Source organism: Aquabacterium sp. UBA2148 (assembly GCF_002328915.1).
Lineage (GTDB): Bacteria > Pseudomonadota > Gammaproteobacteria > Burkholderiales > Burkholderiaceae_C > Aquabacterium > Aquabacterium parvum.
This window is the reverse complement of sequence record NZ_DCXA01000117.1, coordinates 1-20,725: the sequence shown is the minus strand read 5'-3', so window position 1 is coordinate 20,725 and position 20,725 is coordinate 1. Positions and strand designations below refer to the sequence as shown.

The 20,725-nt window shown below is 65.2% G+C and carries 19 protein-coding genes; 8 read left to right on the top strand and 11 right to left on the bottom strand.

The genetic code is table 11. From position 1 onward, the window contains the following. Nucleotides 1-29 precede the first annotated feature (29 nt). A complete protein-coding gene (locus tag B2W70_RS06385; RefSeq protein WP_286743950.1) occupies nucleotides 30-1,064 on the bottom strand; it encodes a tRNA dihydrouridine synthase in 1,035 nt (344 codons plus the stop codon). Nucleotides 1,065-1,194: 130 nt separating this feature from the next. On the opposite strand from B2W70_RS06385, the gene B2W70_RS06380 reads away from it, so the two are divergent. Together B2W70_RS06380 and B2W70_RS06375 are read left to right on the top strand one after the other, a co-directional pair. Next, the gene (locus B2W70_RS06380) at nucleotides 1,195-2,079 is read left to right on the top strand and encodes an HDOD domain-containing protein (RefSeq protein ID WP_286743949.1); all 885 of its coding nucleotides are present in this window, start codon (nucleotides 1,195-1,197) and stop codon (nucleotides 2,077-2,079) included. Nucleotides 2,080-2,162: 83 nt separating this feature from the next. Continuing rightward, entirely contained in the window at nucleotides 2,163-3,092 is a 930-nt protein-coding gene (locus tag B2W70_RS06375; protein ID WP_286743948.1) for a DUF808 domain-containing protein, read from the top strand. A 5-nt stretch (nucleotides 3,093-3,097) separates the two neighbouring features. On the opposite strand, the gene B2W70_RS06370 is transcribed toward B2W70_RS06375, so the two are convergent. After that, on the bottom strand, nucleotides 3,098-3,817 hold the full coding sequence (locus B2W70_RS06370; RefSeq protein ID WP_286743947.1) for a PEP-CTERM sorting domain-containing protein: 720 nt from the start codon (nucleotides 3,815-3,817) through the stop codon (nucleotides 3,098-3,100). Between the two features lie 3 nt (nucleotides 3,818-3,820). Between B2W70_RS06370 and B2W70_RS06365 the strand changes: the two genes are divergently transcribed. Then, nucleotides 3,821-4,282, top strand: coding sequence for a helix-turn-helix transcriptional regulator (locus B2W70_RS06365; RefSeq protein ID WP_286743946.1), 462 nt, complete (start codon nucleotides 3,821-3,823; stop codon nucleotides 4,280-4,282). A gap of 11 nt (nucleotides 4,283-4,293) precedes the next feature. Here B2W70_RS06365 and B2W70_RS06360 read toward each other — a convergent pair whose 3' ends face one another. Together B2W70_RS06360 and B2W70_RS06355 are read right to left on the bottom strand one after the other, a co-directional pair. Continuing rightward, nucleotides 4,294-6,153, bottom strand: a complete 1,860-nt coding sequence (locus B2W70_RS06360; protein ID WP_286743945.1) for an ATP-binding protein — start codon at nucleotides 6,151-6,153, stop codon at nucleotides 4,294-4,296. 223 nt (nucleotides 6,154-6,376) lie between these two features. Next, entirely contained in the window at nucleotides 6,377-7,126 is a 750-nt protein-coding gene (locus B2W70_RS06355) for a hypothetical protein (protein WP_286743944.1), read from the bottom strand. A gap of 450 nt (nucleotides 7,127-7,576) precedes the next feature. Between B2W70_RS06355 and B2W70_RS06350 the strand changes: the two genes are divergently transcribed. Beyond that, entirely contained in the window at nucleotides 7,577-8,644 is a 1,068-nt protein-coding gene (locus B2W70_RS06350; protein ID WP_286743943.1) for an acyltransferase family protein, read from the top strand. A 3-nt stretch (nucleotides 8,645-8,647) separates the two neighbouring features. Here B2W70_RS06350 and B2W70_RS06345 read toward each other — a convergent pair whose 3' ends face one another. The 4 genes from B2W70_RS06345 to minC all read right to left on the bottom strand — a co-directional run bounded on the left by B2W70_RS06345 (nucleotide 8,648) and on the right by minC (nucleotide 11,412). Continuing rightward, nucleotides 8,648-9,415 carry a ParA family protein gene (locus tag B2W70_RS06345; RefSeq protein ID WP_286743942.1) on the bottom strand — a complete coding sequence of 256 codons (768 nt, stop codon included), beginning with the start codon at nucleotides 9,413-9,415 and terminating at the stop codon, nucleotides 8,648-8,650. A gap of 130 nt (nucleotides 9,416-9,545) precedes the next feature. After that, complete coding sequence (gene minE, locus B2W70_RS06340) at nucleotides 9,546-9,806, bottom strand: cell division topological specificity factor MinE (protein ID WP_058086451.1); 261 nt, start codon at nucleotides 9,804-9,806, stop codon at nucleotides 9,546-9,548. 5 nt (nucleotides 9,807-9,811) lie between these two features. Then, nucleotides 9,812-10,627 carry a septum site-determining protein MinD gene (gene minD / locus B2W70_RS06335; protein WP_058086384.1) on the bottom strand — a complete coding sequence of 272 codons (816 nt, stop codon included), beginning with the start codon at nucleotides 10,625-10,627 and terminating at the stop codon, nucleotides 9,812-9,814. Between the two features lie 23 nt (nucleotides 10,628-10,650). Next, nucleotides 10,651-11,412: a septum site-determining protein MinC gene (minC, locus tag B2W70_RS06330; protein ID WP_286743941.1), complete on the bottom strand. Its 762-nt coding sequence runs from the start codon at nucleotides 11,410-11,412 to the stop codon at nucleotides 10,651-10,653. A gap of 146 nt (nucleotides 11,413-11,558) precedes the next feature. On the opposite strand from minC, the gene B2W70_RS06325 reads away from it, so the two are divergent. Continuing rightward, nucleotides 11,559-12,806, top strand: coding sequence for a DUF4010 domain-containing protein (locus B2W70_RS06325; protein WP_286743940.1), 1,248 nt, complete (start codon nucleotides 11,559-11,561; stop codon nucleotides 12,804-12,806). A 31-nt stretch (nucleotides 12,807-12,837) separates the two neighbouring features. On the opposite strand, the gene B2W70_RS06320 is transcribed toward B2W70_RS06325, so the two are convergent. Next, entirely contained in the window at nucleotides 12,838-15,426 is a 2,589-nt protein-coding gene (locus B2W70_RS06320; protein WP_286743939.1) for a YgiQ family radical SAM protein, read from the bottom strand. 279 nt (nucleotides 15,427-15,705) lie between these two features. Here B2W70_RS06320 and B2W70_RS06315 point away from each other — a divergent pair, with 279 nt between their 5' ends. Next, nucleotides 15,706-16,695 (top strand): Tim44 domain-containing protein, encoded by a 990-nt coding sequence (locus B2W70_RS06315; protein ID WP_286743938.1) that lies wholly within the window; start codon nucleotides 15,706-15,708, stop codon nucleotides 16,693-16,695. A 161-nt stretch (nucleotides 16,696-16,856) separates the two neighbouring features. On the opposite strand, the gene B2W70_RS06310 is transcribed toward B2W70_RS06315, so the two are convergent. Continuing rightward, the gene (locus tag B2W70_RS06310; RefSeq protein ID WP_058086389.1) at nucleotides 16,857-17,168 is read right to left on the bottom strand and encodes a high-potential iron-sulfur protein; all 312 of its coding nucleotides are present in this window, start codon (nucleotides 17,166-17,168) and stop codon (nucleotides 16,857-16,859) included. Nucleotides 17,169-17,306: 138 nt separating this feature from the next. Between B2W70_RS06310 and B2W70_RS06305 the strand changes: the two genes are divergently transcribed. Together B2W70_RS06305 and B2W70_RS06300 are read left to right on the top strand one after the other, a co-directional pair. Then, complete coding sequence (locus B2W70_RS06305) at nucleotides 17,307-18,326, top strand: MerR family transcriptional regulator (RefSeq protein WP_286743935.1); 1,020 nt, start codon at nucleotides 17,307-17,309, stop codon at nucleotides 18,324-18,326. Then, on the top strand, nucleotides 18,323-19,042 hold the full coding sequence (locus B2W70_RS06300; protein WP_286743932.1) for an SDR family NAD(P)-dependent oxidoreductase: 720 nt from the start codon (nucleotides 18,323-18,325) through the stop codon (nucleotides 19,040-19,042). Before B2W70_RS06305 ends, B2W70_RS06300 begins: the two co-directional genes overlap by 4 nt. On the opposite strand, the gene B2W70_RS06295 is transcribed toward B2W70_RS06300, so the two are convergent. Next, nucleotides 19,043-20,725 (bottom strand): ABC transporter ATP-binding protein (locus tag B2W70_RS06295; protein WP_286743930.1); only part of this gene is annotated, 1,683 nt, incomplete at its 5' end.

Sequence of the window (20,725 nt, the reverse complement as noted above, 5' to 3'; positions counted from 1 at the left end):
AGGGGCGCAGGGTGGGGCGGGGCGTGCGATCAGACGGCCAGCGGTGCGCAGGCATGATTGTCTCCGACCTCGTGGCCTGGGTCACCCTGGTGCCCCCGGGCGATGTGGGCGTCCAGCCAGGCCGTGACCTGCCGCGAATCACTCAGCGTGCGCAGCGCCTGGTAGGCGTCCTCGGCCTGGGGATGACGACGGCGCAGGAAGTTCAGCCACTGCTTCATGCGGCCAGCCTGGTGCCTGGGCTCGACCCGGGGCTGGATGAGTCGCCAGTAGCGGTGCACCAGCGGTTGCAAGGCATCCCAATCTGCCCAGGTGCGGCCTGCGTCACCCGGGCAGGCAGGCCAGCCCAGCTCGGCTCGCATGGCCAGTGCCAGTCCTGGGTCGGCCACCATGCCGCGCCCCAGCATGATGGCGCTGCAGCCGCTCTCGCTCAGGCAGCGCCTGGCGTCGTCCACCGTCCAGATTTCGCCATTGGCCACCACCGGGATGCCAACGGCTTCGCGCACGTGGGCGATGCGGTCCCAGTAGGCAGGCGGGCGGTAGCCATGCGCTTTGGTGCGGCCATGCACGACCAGCTCGTTGGCACCTGCGGCTTCGATGGCTCGGGCGTTGTCCTCGGCGAGCGCGTCGTCGTCAAAGCCCAGGCGCATCTTGGCCGAGACCACGGTGTGCGCTGGCACAGCCTCGCGGACGGCTTTGACCACGCGGTGCACGTGCTCGGGGTCCTGCAGCAGCGCCGCGCCCCCGCCGTGGCGGTTGACCACCTTGGCGGGGCAGCCGAAATTCAGGTCGACACCGGGTGAACCCAGCTCCACCAGGCGCGCCGCGTTGTCGGCCATGCAAGCCGCATCCGAGCCCAGCAGCTGACCTCGCACGGGGGTGCCAGCGGGGGTGCGAGCGCCGAATTCGAGCTCCGGCATGATCCGGCGAAAGGCGCGTTCGGGTAAAAGGCGCTCGGTCACGCGGATGAACTCGGACACGCAGCGGTCCACGCCTCCAGCTCGCGTGAGGATGTCACGCAGGGGCGCGTCAAGCAGGCCTTCCATGGGCGCGAGCAGGATCTGCATGGGGTTTGAAGCGGGACAATGAGCACCAGTCGAAGGGCGCCAGTGTACGCACCCACCGAGCCGCGTGCCTTGGGCTTCAGTCGGTGCCAATTTCCGCCGATATCCCCGAATCAGATTGCCTGCAGTTGCCATGATCACCGCCACCGAATTGCCCACCATCGACGCTGTGCTGCAGGAGCTCGACAGGGCGCGCCGCAACGGCCCCCTGCAACACATCGTCATCCCGCCTTGCCCCGAGTTGCTGACGCGGCTGCAAAAGGCCATGCTGGAGGCCGAGCCCGACCTCAACGAGGTGGCCCGCATCGCCACGAGTGACGTGGCGATGTCGGCCACCCTCCTGCGTGCTGCCAACAGCCCGGCTTATTCAGCGGGTGGTGCCGCTGTTCAGACCATTGGTCAGGCCATGAACCGCCTGGGCTTGCAACGCACCGCAGCGGTCATGAAGGCCTTCCTGGCGCGTGGTGCCATGAAAGTCACTGCGCCACAACTCCAGCGCTTCTGGGAGCGATCCACCAAGCGCGCGGTGGCCATGTCTCACTTGGCAGAGCGTCTGCCGGGCATGTCGGCCGACCTGGCGCACACCTACGGTCTGTTCTGCCACGTCGGCATGCCGGTGATGGCTCAGAGCGTCAAGGGCTACCTGGGCACGATGGTCGAAGCCAGTGCGCGCATCGACCGCTCATACGTTCAGACCGAGAACGCCAATCACCGCACCGACCATGCCGTGGTGGGGGCGCTCGTTGCCCGCCTTTGGCGCCTCGCACCTTCGGTGACGGCCGCCATTCGCCTTCACCATGACCTGGAAGCGCTCGGCGAGCGCAGCGCCGATCCGGACGTCAATGCCTTGGTTTCGGTTGGCCTGCTCGCCGAGTGGTTGATGCGCCGTCACGAAGCGCTCGATCCGGATGCGGACTGGGTTGTCCATGGTGCAACGGCGATGGGTTGGCTGCACATCAACGAAGACGACCTGCACACGTGGTTCGAGGAACTGCAGGAAGCCTTTGACGCCGTCTGACGTCGCTTGATTGATTGATTTTCCTGCCCTGGGTTGGGGAGCCGATAAGATCCGGTTCTTCAAAGAACCAGGGAGAAAACAAGGTGGCATCCAGCCTGCTCATCCTCCTCGATGACATCGCGACCGTGCTCGACGATGTCGCACTGATGTCCAAAGTTGCTGCCAAGAAGACGGCAGGCGTGCTGGGCGACGACCTTGCCCTCAATGCTCAGCAGGTCTCTGGCATCCGGGCCGAACGCGAGCTGCCCGTGGTCTGGGCCGTTGCCAAGGGCTCGTTTCGCAACAAGCTGATCCTGGTGCCATCGGCCCTGGGCATCAGCCTGGTGGCGCCCTGGGCCATCACGCCTTTGCTGATGGCTGGCGGGGCATTCCTGTGCTTCGAGGGGGCCGAGAAGATCCTTCACCCCCTGTTGCATCGCGACGAGGAGGCCGCGCATCACGTCGCGCTGACGCAAGCCGTTGCCAACGAGCAGGTGGACATGGTGGCCTTCGAGCGCGAGAAAATCCAGGGCGCGGTGCGAACCGACTTCATCCTCTCGGCCGAAATCGTTGTCATCACTTTGGGCACCGTGGCCCTGGCACCGTTGACTCAGCAGGTGCTGGTGGTCGGTGGCGTGGCCCTGGCCATGACCGTTGGGGTCTATGGCCTGGTGGCGGCCATCGTCAAGATGGACGACGCCGGCTTGCACCTGAGTCAGCGCTCGAATGGCGCGGCACAACTCGTAGGCCGAGGCCTGCTCGCCACCGCCCCGCGCCTCATGAAGGCCCTGTCGGTGGTGGGCACTGCGGCCATGTTCCTGGTTGGTGGAAGCATCCTTTTGCACGGCGTGCCGGGAGTGCACGACTGGGTGCACTCCCTGCAGCACAGCGTGGCAGAGTGGCCCACGGTGGGCGGGGCGATGAGCGGGCTGGTGCCATTGCTGACCGACGGCCTGGGTGGCTTCGCCGCGGGTGTTGTGCTCGCAGCGGTGGCAACAGCCGTGACGTCCCTCTGGCGACGCCTGCGTCCTTGAAGCGTTCAGGCTGATGCCTGTGCCCGCTGGCGACGAGCCGTCAGGCAAAGGCCCACCAGGCCGACACCCAGCATCGCGAAGGCCGACGGCTCTGGCACAGCAGAGGTCTGAACCATGGCGATCACGGGCCCAAGGTCCCAACCCAGGTACGTTGTGTTCGCGACCCTGCCGTCGATGACGTCGGCCAGGCTGTGCCCTGCCAGGTCGCCATCAAAACGGAGCTGATCGGTGCGCAGGTAAGTCAGGTCGAAATTGAACACCTGAACCGTGTTGTCGCCTTCCAGGAAGTACAGGTTGCCTTCTTCGTAACCGATCAGGTTGCCCACCTTGCTCAGCAAGGTGCTGCCCTGCCAGCCGCTCGGGCCGGTCGTGAAGCTGGTCTTGGTGGAGTTGAACTCCAGCGTGCCTGTTGGGTAGTTGTAGTAGCTCAGGCTGCCATCGGCATCGAGCCACAGAGAGTTGTCATCGCCCATGGCCAGCAGATTGTTGTTGCCGATGAGCGATTGACCTGCCTGCGGCCCGTTCACCAGCGTGAGCGGGAAGCTGGAGCGCGAGACGGTGTTGGTGGAGTTGTCCGAGTAAAAGTCGAACCAGTAGTTGACGCTGTTGACCGATGGGTTGATGAAGTTGATGTCCCAGTCTTCGACGAAGTCGCGGGCGCGGGTCCCCAAGCCGAGCCCCCGCACGGTGATGCACACAGACGGTACTTCCAATGTCCCGTTCACTTCATGGCCCCTGTGCTCAGCCTGCGCTGGCCGCTGAGTTTGCTGGATCGGCTCAACAGCCACCGTGACGCGGACCTGGCTGAGCAACTGGAGCACCAAGCCGAACAAATCCTGTCGTCGATGCAGGCGAGGGACCCCCTGCTGCCGCAGTTGCGCCATCACATCCTGCACTGCCTGCACGAAGGAGAGTTGGACTTCGCTGCCGTGGCCCGTCGCATGGGCGTGGGCGAGCGAACCCTTTACCGCCAAATGCACGACCGAGGCATCCGCTTCAAGGCCGAACTCAACCAGATCCGCTTCGACATGGCGCGTCAATACTTGGCTGATCGAGCGCTGTCGCTGATGGAGATCGCGCTGCTGTTGGGATACACCGATCAGAGCGTGTTCACCCGGGCGTTTCGCACCTGGTCCGGCATGACACCTCAGCAGTTCCGTCGTGGGGTGACGGCTGTGTCCAGGCGCTGAGTGAAGTGTCCTCAGGCGTTGGTCGCCACGGGCAACCAGCGCGACAGCAACAGGGCCAGGGCTTCGCGGTCGAAAGGCTTGGTGAGGTAGTCGTCCATGCCATTGGCCAGACAGACCTCTCGGTCACCGCTGAGGGCGTGCGCTGTCAGCGCGATGACCGGTGTGCGCTCGCGCGCGGTGTCAGCGGCTTCCATCTGCCTGATGCGGCGAGCGGCCTCATAGCCATCCATCACCGGCATTTCGCAGTCCATCAGCACGACATCGAAAGCATTTTGACCAAACAGGGCCAGGGCATCCTCGCCGTTGCGGGCGTGCTGACAGCTCACCCCCAGGCTCTCCAGCGTCATCGTGGCGATGAAGGCGTTGACTTCGTTGTCTTCGACCAGCAGCACCTCGCCCTGCAGTCGCAACTCGGCCAGCGCAGGAGGTTGCGTGTCGGCAAAACCCTCACCACCTTGCAGCCGTTCCGCTTCGCTCAAGGCTTCGGTGCTGTAAGGCATGTCCACCGAGATCTCGAAGGTCGTGCCAATGCCCAGCACGCTGCGCACGGAGATGTCGCCACCCATCTCGTCCACGATCTGCTTGCAGATCGCCAGGCCCAGGCCCGTGCCGCCATAGCTGCGGTTGCTACCGGACTCGACCTGGTAGAAGGGCTGAAAGAGTTTGTCGATCGAGTCGGGCGGGATGCCCACGCCGGTGTCGGACACGTCCAGCGTGACGCGTGCCATCTCGGAGCCGATTTTGCGCACCGACAGGCTCAACAGCACTTCGCCGCACTGCGTGAACTTGACGGCGTTGCTCACGAGGTTGAGCAAGACCTGGCGCATCTTGCCTTCGTCGCCAGTCAGGCTGCGGATGTCGGCAGGCACGTGGTGGCAGTCGCGGCGAATGCCGATGCCCTTTTGTTCTGCGGTGGCCTGGAAAGCGTGCGCGACGCTGCTGATCATGCTCAGCGGATCGAATGGGGTGGGGGACAGGCGAACCTTGTGCGCATCGAGTTTGGAGTAATCCAGGATCTCGTTGAGCAGGTGCATCAGGTTGCGAGCGGAGTCTCGGGCCGATTTGACGAACAGGCGATCACGTTCCGACAAGTGTTCATCGTTGAGCATGCTCAGCGCACCGATGACCCCATTCATCGGGGTGCGGATCTCGTGGCTCATGTTGGCCAGGAAAGCCGTCTTGGCCCGGCTGGCAGACTCGGCCTGCTCTTTGGTGCGACGCAACTCGGCGATGTGGTTCTTGCGCTTGGACTGCAGGAACAGCTTGCGCTCACGGGCCAGCGAAAAACGGTAGAGGCAATAGCCCAGTGCATTGGCTGCAACCAGGTGCACCACCATGCGTTGAAAGCCTGCGCCGTGAGCCTGAGGTTGTTGGTAGGCGAATGCCAGGGCCAGCATGCCAATGCCTGACGCGATCAGGAGCGTGGGGCCTGCGGTCAGCCGGGCAAAGCCATACACCATCACCGTGGCGAACACCGTGGCCGATGTCAGGCCCCACAGCAGGCTCATCGGGTCGTCCTGCCAATGACCGGTGGTGATGATCATGTTGCTCAGCAGGCAGACCAGGCCGACGATGGCAACGAAAGCGGCTGTGTAGTGGCGGGTGAAAAAAGCCTTGTTCAGCCGGGTGGCAGAGCCGAACAACAAGAGCCCGCAAGACAAACCCAGTCGGCCCAGTTGCACCTGGTCGGTCACCTGGCGGTGGCCGGTCAGCAAGTCGAAGCTGAAAAAGACCAGGAAATAAACCGCTGCGACCATCGACGACACGAACAGGAAACGCGTGCCGTAGGAGCGATATGCCACCTGGAATTCGGTTTCCAGGGAGGCGTTCGAAAACCCTCGGTTACCCAGGGTGCGCAACATGTTCTGCATGGTTGCTCTGACGGGCCCCATATCACCTCTGCGCTGGGTGGTGTTGAGCCTCCCCCCAAAATGGGGGAGGTGATTGGGGCCCCATTATTCCCCTTTTCAAGTGGTGCAATGCAGGCATCACTGGGCCAAACCGACGCCTTTTTCTCGCAGTTGGTCGGTTTGCGGCCAAACTGTCGCAAATTGGCCCGATCTTTGGCCGCACTCCTGACCCAGGTCAAAAGGGTCAGCTCAGGGATTCGCTGAATTCGGGCTGGTCCACGACGGACAGGGGCACGCAGAATTTGCGCTCGGCCCGCTCGAAGTCGATGTCGAAGTCCGGGTGCAGGGTTTCGGCCATGAAGCCGTAGAGGGGGCAGGCCGCAGCAATCCAGCGCGCATCGGCCTGGGTGATGTCCATGTAGAACAGCGTGACTGGCACACCCGGCTGCGCGGAGGTGACGACCTTTTCGCCGCCGAACACGTCCTGAAACTGCATGGCGTGATACATGCGGTCGATCGGCGCGCGACCAATCAGCAACGAGTAATCAATGCCCACCCGGTGGCTGATCTCGAAGGCGGCTTTGACCAGGGCGGGCAGCACCATCCGGCCCTCGGGGCCGTTGCGCACCGTCATTCGGCCAGCTTCCAGCAAGTGTTTGCCCCGCAAGCGTTCTGGCAGCGCGAGTTCGGTCTCGAAGCGCAGCGGCTGGTTGAGGTTGGTTTGCAAGCGCAGCGCGCCCACCACCTCACCACTGTCCTTGGACTCGGCCATCAAGATCAGGACGTCTTCGCGCAGGTCTTCGGGTTCGGGCTTTGAAAGCGTCAGCCGGGTCACCAGGTCGGGCTGGTGGCGCCCGTATGCCTGAGCGCGCTGCAGGCAGACCTTTTCAATGTCGTCCTGGCCATTGGCCAGTCGGATGGTGAAGGGCAGCAGCTGCGTTTCGGAGATCTGGTGACTGTAGGGACGGTCGAGCCTGACAGTGGGCCTGGACATGAACAACACCTCTCAAGACCGGTGACGAACCCGCTGCTGCGGGGGATTCCCCGGCAAACAGCAACCCGCATGAAACCTGGGCAGCCACTGAGGTTGCATGCTTCCTCGTGGCTTCACACATTCTTACAGTGTCAACAGCTTAAGTGACAAAGGGTGTAAAAGCGTGAGGTTCTAACGGTTTTTGTGTTGTAAACGTGCTTTGAGTGCGCGTCCGGCTCTATCAGATCGGGGGAGATGCGGGGAGGGTATTGCTGGATTGGGGTGGCGTCACGGGTGTGTTGCGCCGCACCGGGGGCAGAGCGCAGGGTGTTGATTCTTACACCCGCATGAATAGGTATCTTTGGCTTACATGGTATCGATCGCGAATCCCCCAAGGGATGGCAATATCGCGAGACGGGGCAGGTTCACGCCTGCACCCGACATCAATCTAAAAGTTTCAGGTGGGTCAGCATGTTCAAACGAAGTCTGGGGCTCGATGCCATCCGACTGATTGCTTGCATCATGGTGGTGGTCTTCCACGCATCGAAAACGGCGTCCACGCCCAGGTATTTCGGGCCGCAAGGGCACGACTGGCTGTTCGAGGTCGAGCACATCCGAATGCCCCTGTTTTTTGTGCTCAGCGGCTACCTCATGTCGACGCTGTACCTGCGGCGTGCCTCAGGCGGCGCGCTGGCCGCAGATTTCCTGCTCAAACGAGCCAAGAAAATCTTCCCCCTTTACTGGCTGGCGCTGGGCATCATGAGCGTGGCGACGATCGTGGTCGTCGGCTCTCTGCCTTTTGACGACACCGCAGGTGTGATCAAGACCCTGCTGCTGTTGCCCCAAGATCCCAGTGAGGTCGGTGGAACGGGTGCGCCCATTGTTTACCCGGCCTGGGTGCTTCAATACGAGATCCTGGCCTACGGGCTGGTGGCCCTGTCCATGTGCAGTCGGCTCCTGCTTGGCGGCTTTTTGTGGTTCTGGCCCGCGATCTACGTGATCGGTGCGGGCAGTGACACGTGGTTGTTGTCGTTCCTTGGTTCTCAGTGGCTGCTGATTTTCTGGTTCGGCGTCGTGCTGGGTCAGTTCCTGGGGGGCGTGGAGGTTCGGCGGGATGTGGCGTTCCTGTGGGCCTTTGCCTGGTTTGTCGTGGCCCTGGTGGCCAGGCAGGAGGGCCTCATCGACAAAGTGACCGAGGAATTGACGTTCGGGCTGGCCTTTTGTGGCTTGATCCTTGCCGTCCGGTCGCTCAGCTACATGGGTGTTCAACGCCGGTTGGCTGCGGTCGTGAGAACGGGTTCTGACGCCTCTTACGCTACTTTTTTGTTTCACATCGGTGTGGTCAGTGCTGGTTGCCGCATCGTGCAGGCGTGCGGGCTGGCTGGGACCGCGGGGCACATCGTCAGCGTTCTGCTTTGCCTGGTCGTCTCGCTGGCCTTGGGGGTGTGGGTCAATCGACACATCGAGCCCCGCATCGCTCACTTGCTCAATCGCAGGGCGACCGAGGCCCCTGTTGCAACACCCTCAGGCAACGTGTGATCGTCAGGGTTTGAGTTGCTGGTGCAGCGCCACCAACTCCTGGCTGAGTTTGTGGCGGGCATCCAGGTGGATCATCGGCCGTGACAATTGGTGGGATTCTTTGATCTTGACCGAGGCACTCAGGTAGGGCTGCAGCACCGGCAGGCCTTCGTCGATCAATTCCTGAACCAGTTTTTGAGGCAGCGTGGCCCTTGGTTGAAATTGGTTGACCACGATGCCGGAAACCTTCAACTCCTCGTTGTGGTCGGCGCGAATTTCCTGGACGTTGTCCAGCAGGGTGTACAGCGCCCGGCGCGAAAAGTCATCGCAATCAAAGGGAATCAGGCAACCTTGCGCCGCAATCAGAGCCGAGCGCGTGTAGAAATTCAAGGCCGGCGGGGTATCGACGTAAATTCTGTCGTACGTCTGGCCGATTTCCTCCAGCGCGTCCCTGAGCTTGTAGATTTTGTAGCGGGACTCGAGTTTGGCGTGCAACTCGTCCAGCGAGGGGTGCGAGGGCAGCAGGTCGAGGTTTTCCCAAGGCGTGGCGACGATGTGGCCATGGATGTCGCTGAGCTTGGCCGTGAAGCGCAGCGTCTGCTCGAAGAAGGCCGCGGCGCTGTGGCTGGCGTCCTCCGCGGGCGACCCCATCAGGTAGTGGCTGGAGTTGCCCTGCGGGTCGAGGTCGACCAGCAGCGTGCGAAGGCCTTCGGCGGCGCTGATGGCGGCCAGGTTGCAGGCGATCGTCGACTTGCCGACGCCACCCTTCTGGTTGAAAACGACGTAGCGCATGGTGACCTGCCCCTCCGCAAAATGGTTGCCTGGGTGGCATTGTGCACCGCAACAAGTGCGAAGCCGGCCGTCTCTCTGGCGAGACAGGCCGGCTTCGGTTTGGGTGCACCCGGCAGGCGGCGCGCGCCGCTCAACGCCCGGCTTCGGGCAGCTCGATCTTGACTTCCAGCACCTCGAGGTCGCCCTGGCGTTCCATGGCCACCTTGATGTCGTCCGGGTTGATGGAGACGTACTTGGAAATCACGGCCACCAGTTCCTTTTGCAGGTCGGGCAGGTAGCTGGGGCTGTGGCTGCGGCCGTTGCGCTCGTGCGCCAGGATCAGCTGCAGGCGCTCCTTGGCGACCGAGGCCGTCTGCTTCTTTTCACCGAGGAAGAAGGAGAGGAATCCCATGGTGTTCACTTGCCTCCGAACAGGCGCTTGAAGAAGCCGGGCTTTTCGGCGTCGATGAAGCGCAGGGGTTTGTCCTGGCCCAGGAACCGGTCGATGACGTCGCTGTAGGCCTCGGCCACGTCGGTGCCCTTCATGTGGATGGTCGGGATGCCCTGGTTGGAGGCGTTGAGCACGGTCTCCGATTCGGGGATCACGCCAATGAGCTTGACCTTGAGGATGTCATAGACGTCGTCCAGGGACAGCATCTGCCCGCCTTCGACCCGGTTGGGGTTGTAGCGGGTGATCAGCAGGTGCTCCTTGATGGGCTCGCCGCCTTCTTGGGCGCGCTTGGTCTTGCTGCTGAGCATGCCCAGGATGCGGTCGGAGTCGCGCACCGAGGACACCTCGGGGTTGGTCACCACCACGGCCTCGTCGGCGAAGTGCATGGCCATGAGCGCACCGGTTTCGATGCCGGCCGGCGAGTCGCAGACGACGTACTCGAAGCCCATGTCACCCAGGTCCTTGAGGACCTTCTCGACGCCTTCTTGCGTCAGGGCTTCCTTGTCACGCGTTTGCGAGGCGGCCAGGATGAACAGGTTCTCGCACTGCTTGTCCTTGATGAGGGCCTGGTTGAGGTTGGCCTCGCCATGGATGACGTTGATGAGGTCGTAGACCACGCGGCGCTCGCAACCCATGATGAGGTCGAGGTTGCGCAGGCCGACGTCGAAGTCGATGACGGCCGTCTTGTGGCCGCGCAGGGCCAGGCCCGAGGCGAAGGAGGCGCTGGTGGTCGTCTTGCCAACGCCCCCTTTGCCGGAGGTCACGACGATGATCTTGGCCATGGGAGGGCGGTCCTTTCAGTGAATCAGGAAGAGATCGGTTCGAACACCAGGCGCTCGCCATCGAGGCGGATCTGCGCTGGCTTGCCGCGCACGTTGTCGGGCAGCGGGTTGTCGGTGGTGCGGTAGGTGCCGGCGATGGACAGCAATTCGGGCTCCATCACGGTGGCGAAGATGCGGGCCTGGCGGTTGCCCTTGGCGCCCGCGATGGCCTTGCCACGCAGCGGCGCGTAGACGTGGATGCTGCCGTCGGCGATGACCTCGGCGCCGTGGTTGACCACCGCGGTGATGACCAGGTCGCCGCCCTTGGCGTAGAACTGCTGGCCCGAGCGCAGCGGCTTGTCGAGCACCACGGTGCTGGCGGCCACGGGCACTTCGACTTCGACGGGCACCTCGACGCGCACCTCGCGGATGACCTCGCGCACCACCTCGACGGTTTCGACGCGGGCGGGCGAGGCCACGCTGTCGGGCGCTTCAACCAGGCCAGCAGCGCGGGCGGCTTCACCCTGCTTGCGGGTGGCACCTCGCACGGCGATCGGCTTGAGTTTGTACTGGCCCAGCAATGTGATCAGGGCCGGGAAGTCGATGGCGACATCGAGGCTGGCCAGGTGGGTCAGGTCGATGACCAGGGGCTCACCGTCGAACAGGTCGGGTGTGGCGCCAAAGCGGTCTTGCAGGGCTTGGGCCAGCGTCGTCAGGTTGCCGGTTTTCAGCAGGAAGGCTTCCAGCGTCAGCGAAGCGCTCTTGAGGTCGAACAAGGCGGAAGCGTTGGCGGCAGGGGCGTTCATGAACAGCGGCGCTGGTAAAGCGTGAAGTTTAAGGCAGCGCAAGGGTGCTTCCGGGCCGCGGTCATGCCTTCGCCCTGATACTTGGACTCAGGGCGGACCCTGGGGTTGGAGGGGCAGGCCGCCATCGAGAAAGGACGAGGCAAGGCATGGTGGGGCTCGAATCGTTATCGGGCGTGCAGACGGGTTTGATCGTGGCTTTGGGCGCAGGTCTGCTGATCGGCGTTGAGCGCGAGCGTCGCAAGGGGCAGGGAGCCGATCGGCACTCGGCCGGTTTGCGCACCTTTCTGGTGGCGGCTTTGGCCGGGGCGGTCGGCCAGGTGCTGTCGCCAGTGGTGGCTGCGGTGGTGCTGGTGGCGGTGTCCGGGTTGGCGGGTCTGTCCTACTGGCGTTCGCGGTCCGACGACCCTGGCTTGACCACGGAGTTGGCCTTGATCGTGACGACACTCATCGGGATGCTGTCGGTGACGCAGCCGGAACTGGCGGCCGCGTTGGCGGTGGTGCTGGCCGGGGTGCTCGCCCTGAAGGCTCGCCTGCACCGTTTCGCGACCGACTGGCTCAGCGAAGCCGAGTTGCACGATGGCTTGCTGCTGTCTGCGCTGGCTTTGGTGTTGCTGCCCCTGTTGCCCGCAGAGCCGATCAGCTGGCTGGGGCACCTTTCGCCTCGGCGGGTGCTCATGCTGGTGGTGGTGATCCTGACGATGCAGGCCGCATCGCACTTGGCACAGCGGCTGTTGGGGCCGCGCGCGGGGGGGGCGATGGCGGGGCTGCTGGGCGGCTTCGTCTCCAGCACGGCAACCATCAGCGCTTTGGGCAGCCAGGTGCGCAGCGGCGAGGTGCCGCTCAGGCTGGCCTGGTGTGGCGGGGTGCTGTCCACGGCGGCGACCTGGTTGCAGGCCTGGTTGATCGGCGCGGTGCTGGCGCCGAACCATGTGTTCGAGATGGCAAGCCTGGCGCTGATGGGGACTGCGGTGCCTTGTGTGATCGGGCTGGCTCTTTGGCGACGCCAGTCGGGGGGCGCGTTGCTGCAGGCGAGCATGGACGGGCCAGTGCTGCGCTTGAAAGAGGCGCTGCAGGTCAGCGGCTTGCTGGTGCTCGGAGCACTGCTGGTGCAATGGGCCCACGCCTGGAGCCACACGGGCTTGTTGATCGGGGTGGCGATCGCGGCCATTGCCGATGCGCACGCGCCCGTGGCTGCGCTTTGGGGCATGCGCGATGGTGGCGGGCTGTCTGCCGACGAGCTGCTGCATGGCACGCTGGTGGCCATCAGCGTGAACGCCGGCACGCGCACCATCGCTGCCTGGGCGGCAGGGGGCGCGCGTTACGCGACGGGCATCGGTGCGGCTTTCGCTTTGAGCTTGGCCGTGGTCTGGGGTTGGGACGCGCTCACACCCTGAGCCGGGGCTGTGGCGTTGGTTCTGGCTGCCCTCAGCGCGGTTTGGGCTTTTTGCGCGCAGGCCCGGTGCCGGCACGCGGCGGCAGCCCGGTGTGCTGCGTGAGCACCTGGCCTGGTTTGGGCCTGCGCGAGCTGACCTGCGGCAGGTCGCGCGGGTCGTGTTCTGCCTGCTTGCCCCCGCGTCGCGAAGGCGCAGGTTCGTTCGACCCGCCGCGCGCCACGCGCCCCACCGTCACCACCGATGTCTTCGTGCCCGCCTTGGTGGAGTTCTTGCGCCGAGCGCTCTCGTAGGTGCCGTCGGTGGCCGGCTGGTAGGTGGGGATCAGGTGGTGAGGGCCGTTGCCGATCAAATCGCGGCGGCCCATGGCCATCAGGGCTTCGCGCAGCAGAGGCCAGTTGTTGGGGTCGTGGTAGCGCAGGAAGGCCTTGTGCAGGCGGCGGCGCTTCTCGCCCTTGACGATGTCCACGCGCTCGCCCTTGCGCGCATCCCGGCTGATGCCCTTGAGCGTGTTCATGCCGGAGTGGTACATGGCCGTGGCCGTGGCCATGGGGCTGGGGTAGAAGGTCTGCACCTGATCGGCCTTGAAGCCGTTGCGCTTGAGCCAGATCGCCAGGTTCATCATGTCTTCGTCGGTGGTGCCCGGGTGGGCCGCGATGAAGTAGGGGATGAGGTACTGCTTCTTGCCGGCCTCGGCGCTGAACTTCTCGAACAGCTCTTTGAAGCGGTCGTAGGCGCCCATGCCGGGCTTCATCATCTTCGTCAGCGGACCTTGCTCGGTGTGCTCGGGCGCGATCTTGAGGTAGCCGCCAACGTGGTGGGTCACCAGCTCCTTGATGTACTCGGGCGAGCGCACGGCCAGGTCGTAGCGCAAGCCCGAGCCGATCAGGATCTTCTTGATGCCGGGCAGGGCGCGCGCACGGCGGTACATGCGGATCAGCGGGCCGTGGTCGGTGTTGAGGTTGGGGCAGATGTCAGGGTAGACGCACGACGGCTTGCGGCAGGCGGCCTCGATGACGGGCGACTTGCAGCCGATGCGGTACATGTTGGCGGTGGGGCCGCCCAGGTCGGAGATGACGCCGGTGAAGCCCTTGACCTGGTCGCGGATGGCCTCGATCTCGCGCAGCACCGAGCCTTCGGAACGGCTCTGGATGATGCGGCCTTCGTGCTCGGTGATGGAGCAGAAGGTGCAGCCGCCGAAGCAGCCCCGCATGATGTTCACGCTGAAGCGGATCATGTCCCAGGCGGGGATCTTGTCGTCGCCGTAGCCGGGGTGCGGGGCGCGCGCGTAGGGCAGGTCGAACACCAGGTCCATCTCGGGTGTGGTCAGCGGGATGGGCGGCGGGTTGATCCAGACCTCGCGGGCGCCGGGGCCTTCGCCGTGGCGTTGCACCAGGGCGCGCGCGTTGCCGGGGTTGGTCTCGAGGTGCAGCACGCGGTTGGCGTGGGCGTAGAGCACCGCGTCTTGCGACACGGCTTCGAAGGAAGGCAGGCGGATGACGGTGCGATCGCGCGGGGGCAGCACGAGCTTGCCGCTGCGGTGGGCGTTGGCGTCGTGGTGGCTGCTCGCGGGCGCTTCCAGCTCGTCGGCGTCCTCGTGGGCGTGGGCATGTGCCGGCGCCGCGTTTTCAGCGGGGACTTCGGCGGTGGCGACGGCTGTCAACGTTGCATCGACCGGCGCCGCCTTGCGCTGGAGCGCAGGATTGGGCACGAGCTTGATCGGCTTGACTTCGCTGCCCAGCCGATTGCCGTCGCCGCTGGGCTTGAGCGGGTCAAATGCCCCGGCGTCTTCCAGCGCGCAGCTTTGGCCCTGTTCGGCCGCCGCCTCGGACATGCCCATGTAGGGGTTGATGTGCTGGTCGATGCGGCCTGGGCGGTCGACCTCGGTGGAGTCGAGCTCGAACCAGCCCTGGGCCGTCGGGTCGTTGCGGCGGCGGATGAAGGCGGTGCCGCGCACGTCGGTGATCTGCTCGATGGGCTCGCGCGCGGCCAGGCGGTGCGCCACCTCGACGATGGCTCGCTCGGCGTTGCCATACAGCAGCAGGTCGGCCTTGCTGTCGGTGAGCACGCTGCGGCGCACCTTGTCGGACCAGTAGTCGTAGTGGGCGATGCGGCGCAACGAGGCCTCGATGCCGCCCAGCACCACCGGCACGCCAGGGAAGGCCTCGCGGCAGCGCTGCGAGTAGACGGTGGCGGCTCGGTCGGGGCGTTTGCCACCCACGCCGCCGGGGGTGTAGGCGTCGTCGCTGCGCAGTTTGCGATCAGCCGTGTAGCGGTTGATCATGGAGTCCATGTTGCCGGCCGTCACGCCCCAGAACAGGTTGGGTTTGCCCAGGGCTTTGAAGGGCTCGGCGCTGGTCCAGTCGGGCTGGGCGATGATGCCCACGCGAAAGCCCTGGTTCTCGAGAATGCGGCCGATGACGGCCATGCCGAAGCTGGGGTGGTCCACGTAAGCGTCGCCCGAGACGATGACGATGTCGCAGCTGTCCCAGCCCAGCACATCCATTTCAGTGCGGGTGGTGGGCAGGAACTTGGCCGGCCCGAAGCGCTTGGCCCAAAAGGGCTTGTAGCTGCTCAGCGGTTTGGCCTGAGGGGAGGGCGGGGCGACGGTCAGTTGGGGCATGGGGGTGACGCGGGTGGGGCGTCGGCAGACAACCCGACATTGTCGCCTGGGTGGGCGTCGAGCGGGCGTGAGGATCCCCCAGGCCAGGCGGGGTCTTGTTGGGAGTTCACCGTGTCCGCTTGACCAGTTTGATGACCGAAACCGCGATGCCCGCCCCAGGGTAGGCGGGTTGTTTTTTGTAAAGCCGATGTTTCAAGGCCCTGCGGCCCGTGCGCGTGATGGGCCTGCGCCGCACAATGTTCATGTGTCCGTTTTGCCCTAGAAAGGGGCTTTCCAACGATGATCCGTCAGCGCATCACCAGTGTCTTTGCTTCTTTCGCCGTCGCCCTGGCCGGCGTCACCCTGTCGGTGGCCCCGATCGAGTCCGAGGCCAAGCGCCTGGGCAGCGGCCGCGCCTCCGGCATGCAGCGTCAGATGCCTGCCAAGCAGGCCGACAGCTCGCCGCCGGCGCAAAACGCCACGCCCAACCAGGCCGGCAAGCCGGCTCAGGCCGCACCGGCCAACGCAGCGGCCCCCGCCGCCGCCCAGCCCGCCAAGCGCTCCTGGATGGGCCCGATCGCCGGCCTGGCCGCAGGTTTGGGTCTGGCCGCTCTGGCCAGCCACCTCGGATTTGGTGAAGAGCTCGCCAATTTCATGATGATGGCCTTGCTCGGCGTGGTGGCCATGGTTGCCATCGCCTGGGTCGCGCGCCGCATGCGTGGTGCGCAGCCGGCCGGTCCGCAACTGGCGGGTGCGGGCGCGCCCTTCCAGGGGACGCCTGCTTCGGCCGGTCTGGCCGGGGCGCAGCAGGCCATGGGCTCGTCCATGGCGCGTGAGGCGCATGGGGTCTTCGGCGGTGGTCAGGCGAACGGCGCCTCGGCTGCCGGCTTCGGCGCGGCTGCAGCTTCTGCCCGCCCTGAAGGCTTTGACGCCGATGGCTTCACCCGCATCGCCAAGATGATCTTCATCCGCCTGCAAGCCGCCAACGACGAGGCCAACCTCGACGACCTGCGCAAGTTCACCACGCCGGAGCTGTTCGCATCGCTGCGCCTGGACTTGCAGGAGCGTGGCCAGTCCGCCCAGCAAACCGATGTCATGCAGCTCGATGCCGAGCTGGTCGACACGGCCCAGGAAAACGGCCAGTGGGTGGCTTCGGTGCGCTTCAGTGGCCTGATCCGCGAGGAAGTGGGCCAGGGCGCCGAGCCGTTCAACGAACTGTGGCACCTGGTCAAACCGCTCGATGGCGGCCGCGAATGGGCGATTGCCGGCATCACGCCGCTGCAAGCCTGAGCCGTTTGACGGCATGACGCAGCGTGGCTTTGGCCACGCCCGCTCCAGCACCATTGAAAAAGCCCGTCCGGCGTGAGCCGGACGGGCTTTTGCTTTGGCGTCGTTGCTGGTTGCGACTCACCAGCCGGTGTGGGGCCGGCCGGCCATCGCAACACCGAGCCTCAGGCCTTCTTGGCCCAGGCCTGGCACCAGCCCTTGCCAGCAACCTGCTTGCCACCCAGCAGCGGGCAAACGCCCCAGGCGTCCTTGCCTTGGTAGAACTGGCAGTTGGCGCAGTTGTTGCCGGCCTTGTACTGAGGGTACTTCTTGGCGTCGACCTTGGTGGCGTCGTGCTTGTAGCCAAGGCCCACGGCGGCGGGGTCCTTTTCATCGACCTTGGCGGCCTGGGCGTGGGCACTGGTCATGCCGGTGACAGCGCCCAGGGCGGCTGCGGCCGGGACGATGGTCATGATGAATTGACGGCGACTGGTCATGGTGGGTTCTCCGTGGTGGGGGAAAAGAAAAGGCGTTGAACTGCCTTTGACGTATTTTTGTCCGGTTTGTGCTGGCCTGTCTGAGGTCAAATCAGCTTCGTTGGGGTCAAACCTGATTCAACTGACCGGAGTCTAGAAATGGCTGAAGCACAAGATCTCGGCGACGCAACGTTGCCACGTTATCGCAGCAGCGCGGCTGCCAGGATGGTGAACATCCCGGTGGCCACTTTGCGCGTGTGGGAGCGACGCTACAGCGTGGTGGGCCCCTCTCAGGCGCCCTCCGGACACCGACTGTATTCCAGCCAGGATGTCCGGCGCTTGGTGTTGATCAAGCAAATGGTGAACAAGGGCCACGCCATCAGCATGTTGGCCAGGCTGGAAACCCATCAGCTGCAAGACCTGGCCAGCGAGGCCGAGCAAGCCGAGGCAGCTGTGACGACAGGTCAGGTCATGACGCCTGTGCGCTCACCTGGCTCGGCCAGCGCCGAGGAGGTGCGGCTGCTGCTGGTGGGGCATGGTGCGGGCGCCCGCTGGACGGAGTCCCTGCGTGGCCTGCAGGGCGTGCGGGTGATCGGTGCGTTGGACGAGAGCGCGGCTTCGGAGATGGCCGCTCAGCAAATGAGGGCCGACCTGATCCTGGCGGACCTCGGCTCTGTGCACATGGAGTCGGTGGACTGGCTGGGGCGGCTGATGCGGCACGTGGGCGCCAGGCAGATGATCGTCATCCACGGTTTTGCCAACTCTCAGGTGCTCGAGGCCTTGCGGGCGCGGGCGGCGGTTTTGCGGCGCTCGCCGCTGCACCCGGATGAATTCAGGCAGACCGTCCTGGAGGCGGTGCGGGGGTGGTTCAGCGTGGGCCAGGCCCTGCAAGCCTTGCCTGACCCGGCGCCTGCGCCGCGTTTTGACAGCGCTGACCTGGTCACGCTGATTGCCCAGATGCCGAAGGTGGCCTGCGAATGCCCCAAGCACCTGGCCGAACTCATCACCTTGCTGGGGCAGTTCGAGACCTACAGCGCCGATTGCGAGAGCCGCCAACCGGCGGACGTGGCCTTGCACGCCTACCTCTACCGCATCGCTGGCCACGCCCGGGCCATGATGGAGGAGGCTTTGGCGACCGTGGCCATCGCAGAAGGCGTGAGCCTGCCGAGGTCGGCATGAGCAACGCCTTCGATCCGCGCGGGCTGGTGCTCGTCATCGGTGCCAGCGGTGGGCTGGGACGGGCCTTTGTGGACGCGGCGGCGCAGCGTTGGCCGCAGGCCGAGGTCATGGCCTTGTCGCGCCAGTCAACACCTGCGCTCGACTTGCTGGACGAGGGCTCCATCGCTGCCAGCGCGCAAGCGGTGAAGGCTCACCTTCAGGCCAGCGAACGCTCGCTGCAGTTGGTGATCGACGCCACAGGCTGGCTGCACGGACAGGGCTGGATGCCCGAAAAAAGCTGGCGCCAGCTGGACCCGGCTCACCTGGCCCACCAGTTCGCGGTCAACGCCACCGGGCCCGCGCTGCTGATGAAGCACTTCCTGCCGCTGTTGCCCAGGCAGCAGCGAGCGGTGTTCGCGACCTTGTCTGCCAAGGTGGGCAGCATCGGCGACAACCGGCTGGGAGGTTGGTGGGGCTACCGCGCTGCCAAGGCCGCGCTCAACCAGTTCGTGCGCACGGCAGCCATCGAGCTCGCTCGAAGCCACCCGCAGGCCATTTGCGTGGCCCTGCACCCGGGCACGGTCGACACGGCGCTGTCGCAGCCCTTCTCGCACACAGGCCTGACGGTGCGCTCGCCAGCCGGGGCGGCCGAGCGCTTGCTGGAGGTCATCGACGGCCTGGGCGCCGGGCACACGGGCGGGTTCCTGGACCACACCGGCGAGCCCTTGCCTTGGTGATCAGCCTGCGCCCGCTGCGACGGGGGCAGTTTCGCCATCGTCCTCTTCGATGAGGAAGCCACCACTTTGGTGTGCCCAAAGGCGCGCGTACAAGCCGCCCTTGGCCAGCAGCGAGGCGTGGTCGCCCTCTTCGACGATGCGGCCCTGGTCCATGACGATGAGGCGGTCCATGGCCGCGATGGTGGACAGGCGGTGCGCCACGGCCACCACGGTCTTGCCCTCCATGAGCTTGTAGAGGCTGCCCTGGATGGCGGCCTCGACCTCGGAGTCGAGCGCGCTGGTGGCCTCGTCGAGCAGCAGGATGGGCGCGTCCTTGAGCATGACGCGGGCGATGGCGATGCGCTGGCGTTGCCCGCCGGAGAGCTTGACGCCGCGCTCGCCCACGTGGGCCTCGAAGCCGTGACGGCCGTGTGGGTCGGTCAGCGTGTGGATGAAGTCGATCGCTTCGGCGCGTTCGGCCGCGCGCACCATGTCGGCGTCGCTGGCGTCGGGGCGGCCGTAGAGGATGTTGTCGCGCACCGAGCGGTGCAGCAGCGAGGTGTCCTGCGTGACCATGCCGACCTGGGCGCGCACGCTGTCTTGCTGCACCTTGGAGATGTCCTGCCCGTCGATCTGCACGCGGCCCGACTCGACATCGTAGAAGCGCAGCAGCAGGTTGAGGATGGTGGTCTTGCCCGCGCCGGAGCGGCCGACCAGGCCGATCTTTTCGCCGGGGCGGATGCGCAGGTTCAATCCGTCGATGACGGTGCGCTGGCCGCCGTAGCTGAAGCGCACGTTGTCGAAGTGCACCTCGCCTTGGCTCACCTTCAGCGCGGGTGCGCCGGGGCGGTCGAGCACGGTGTGGGGCTTGGACAGCGTGTTGATGCCGTCCTGCACGGTGCCGATGTGCTCGAACAGCGAGGCCATCTCCCACATCATCCAGTGCGAGATGCCGTTCAGGCGCAGGGCCATGGCGGTGGCCGCCGCCACGCCGCCGATGCCCACCTGCCCCTGCGTCCACAGCCACAGGGCCATGCCCGAGGTCGAGAGGATGAGCAGCATGCTCAGCGTGTGGTTGACCACCTCGAAGCCCGTGACCAGGCGCATCTGGCCGTGCACTGTCTTCATGAAGTCCTGCATGGCCGAGCGGGCGTAGCCGGCCTCGCGGTTGGCGTGCGAGAACAGCTTGACGGTGGTGATGTTGGTGTAGGCGTCGGTGACGCGGCCGGTCATCAGCGAGCGGGCGTCGGCCTGGCTGCGAGCGGCGCGGCTCAGGCGCGGCACGAACCAGCGCACGGCCAGGGCATAGAGCCCCAGCCAGCTCAGGAAGGGTGCCATCAGCAGCAGGTCGAAGCCGCCGACCACGGCCGTCATCGTGAAGAAGTAGATGACGACGAAGACGAGGATGTCACCCAGGATGAAACAGGTGTCGCGCACGGCCAGCGCGGTCTGCATGACCTTGGCGGCCACGCGGCCGGCGAACTCGTCCTGATAAAAGCTCAGGCTCTGGCTGAGCATCAGGCGGTGAAAGACCCAGCGCAGGCGCATGGGGAAGTTGCCAGCCAGCGTCTGGTGCTTGAGCGTGGTGTGCAGCCAGACGATCAGCGGGCTGGCCATGAGGATCGCGGCCAGGGCCAGCAGGTGGCCTTCGGTGTTCTCCCAGAACTTGCCTGGCGGCACGTTCGAGAGCCGCTCGACGATGCC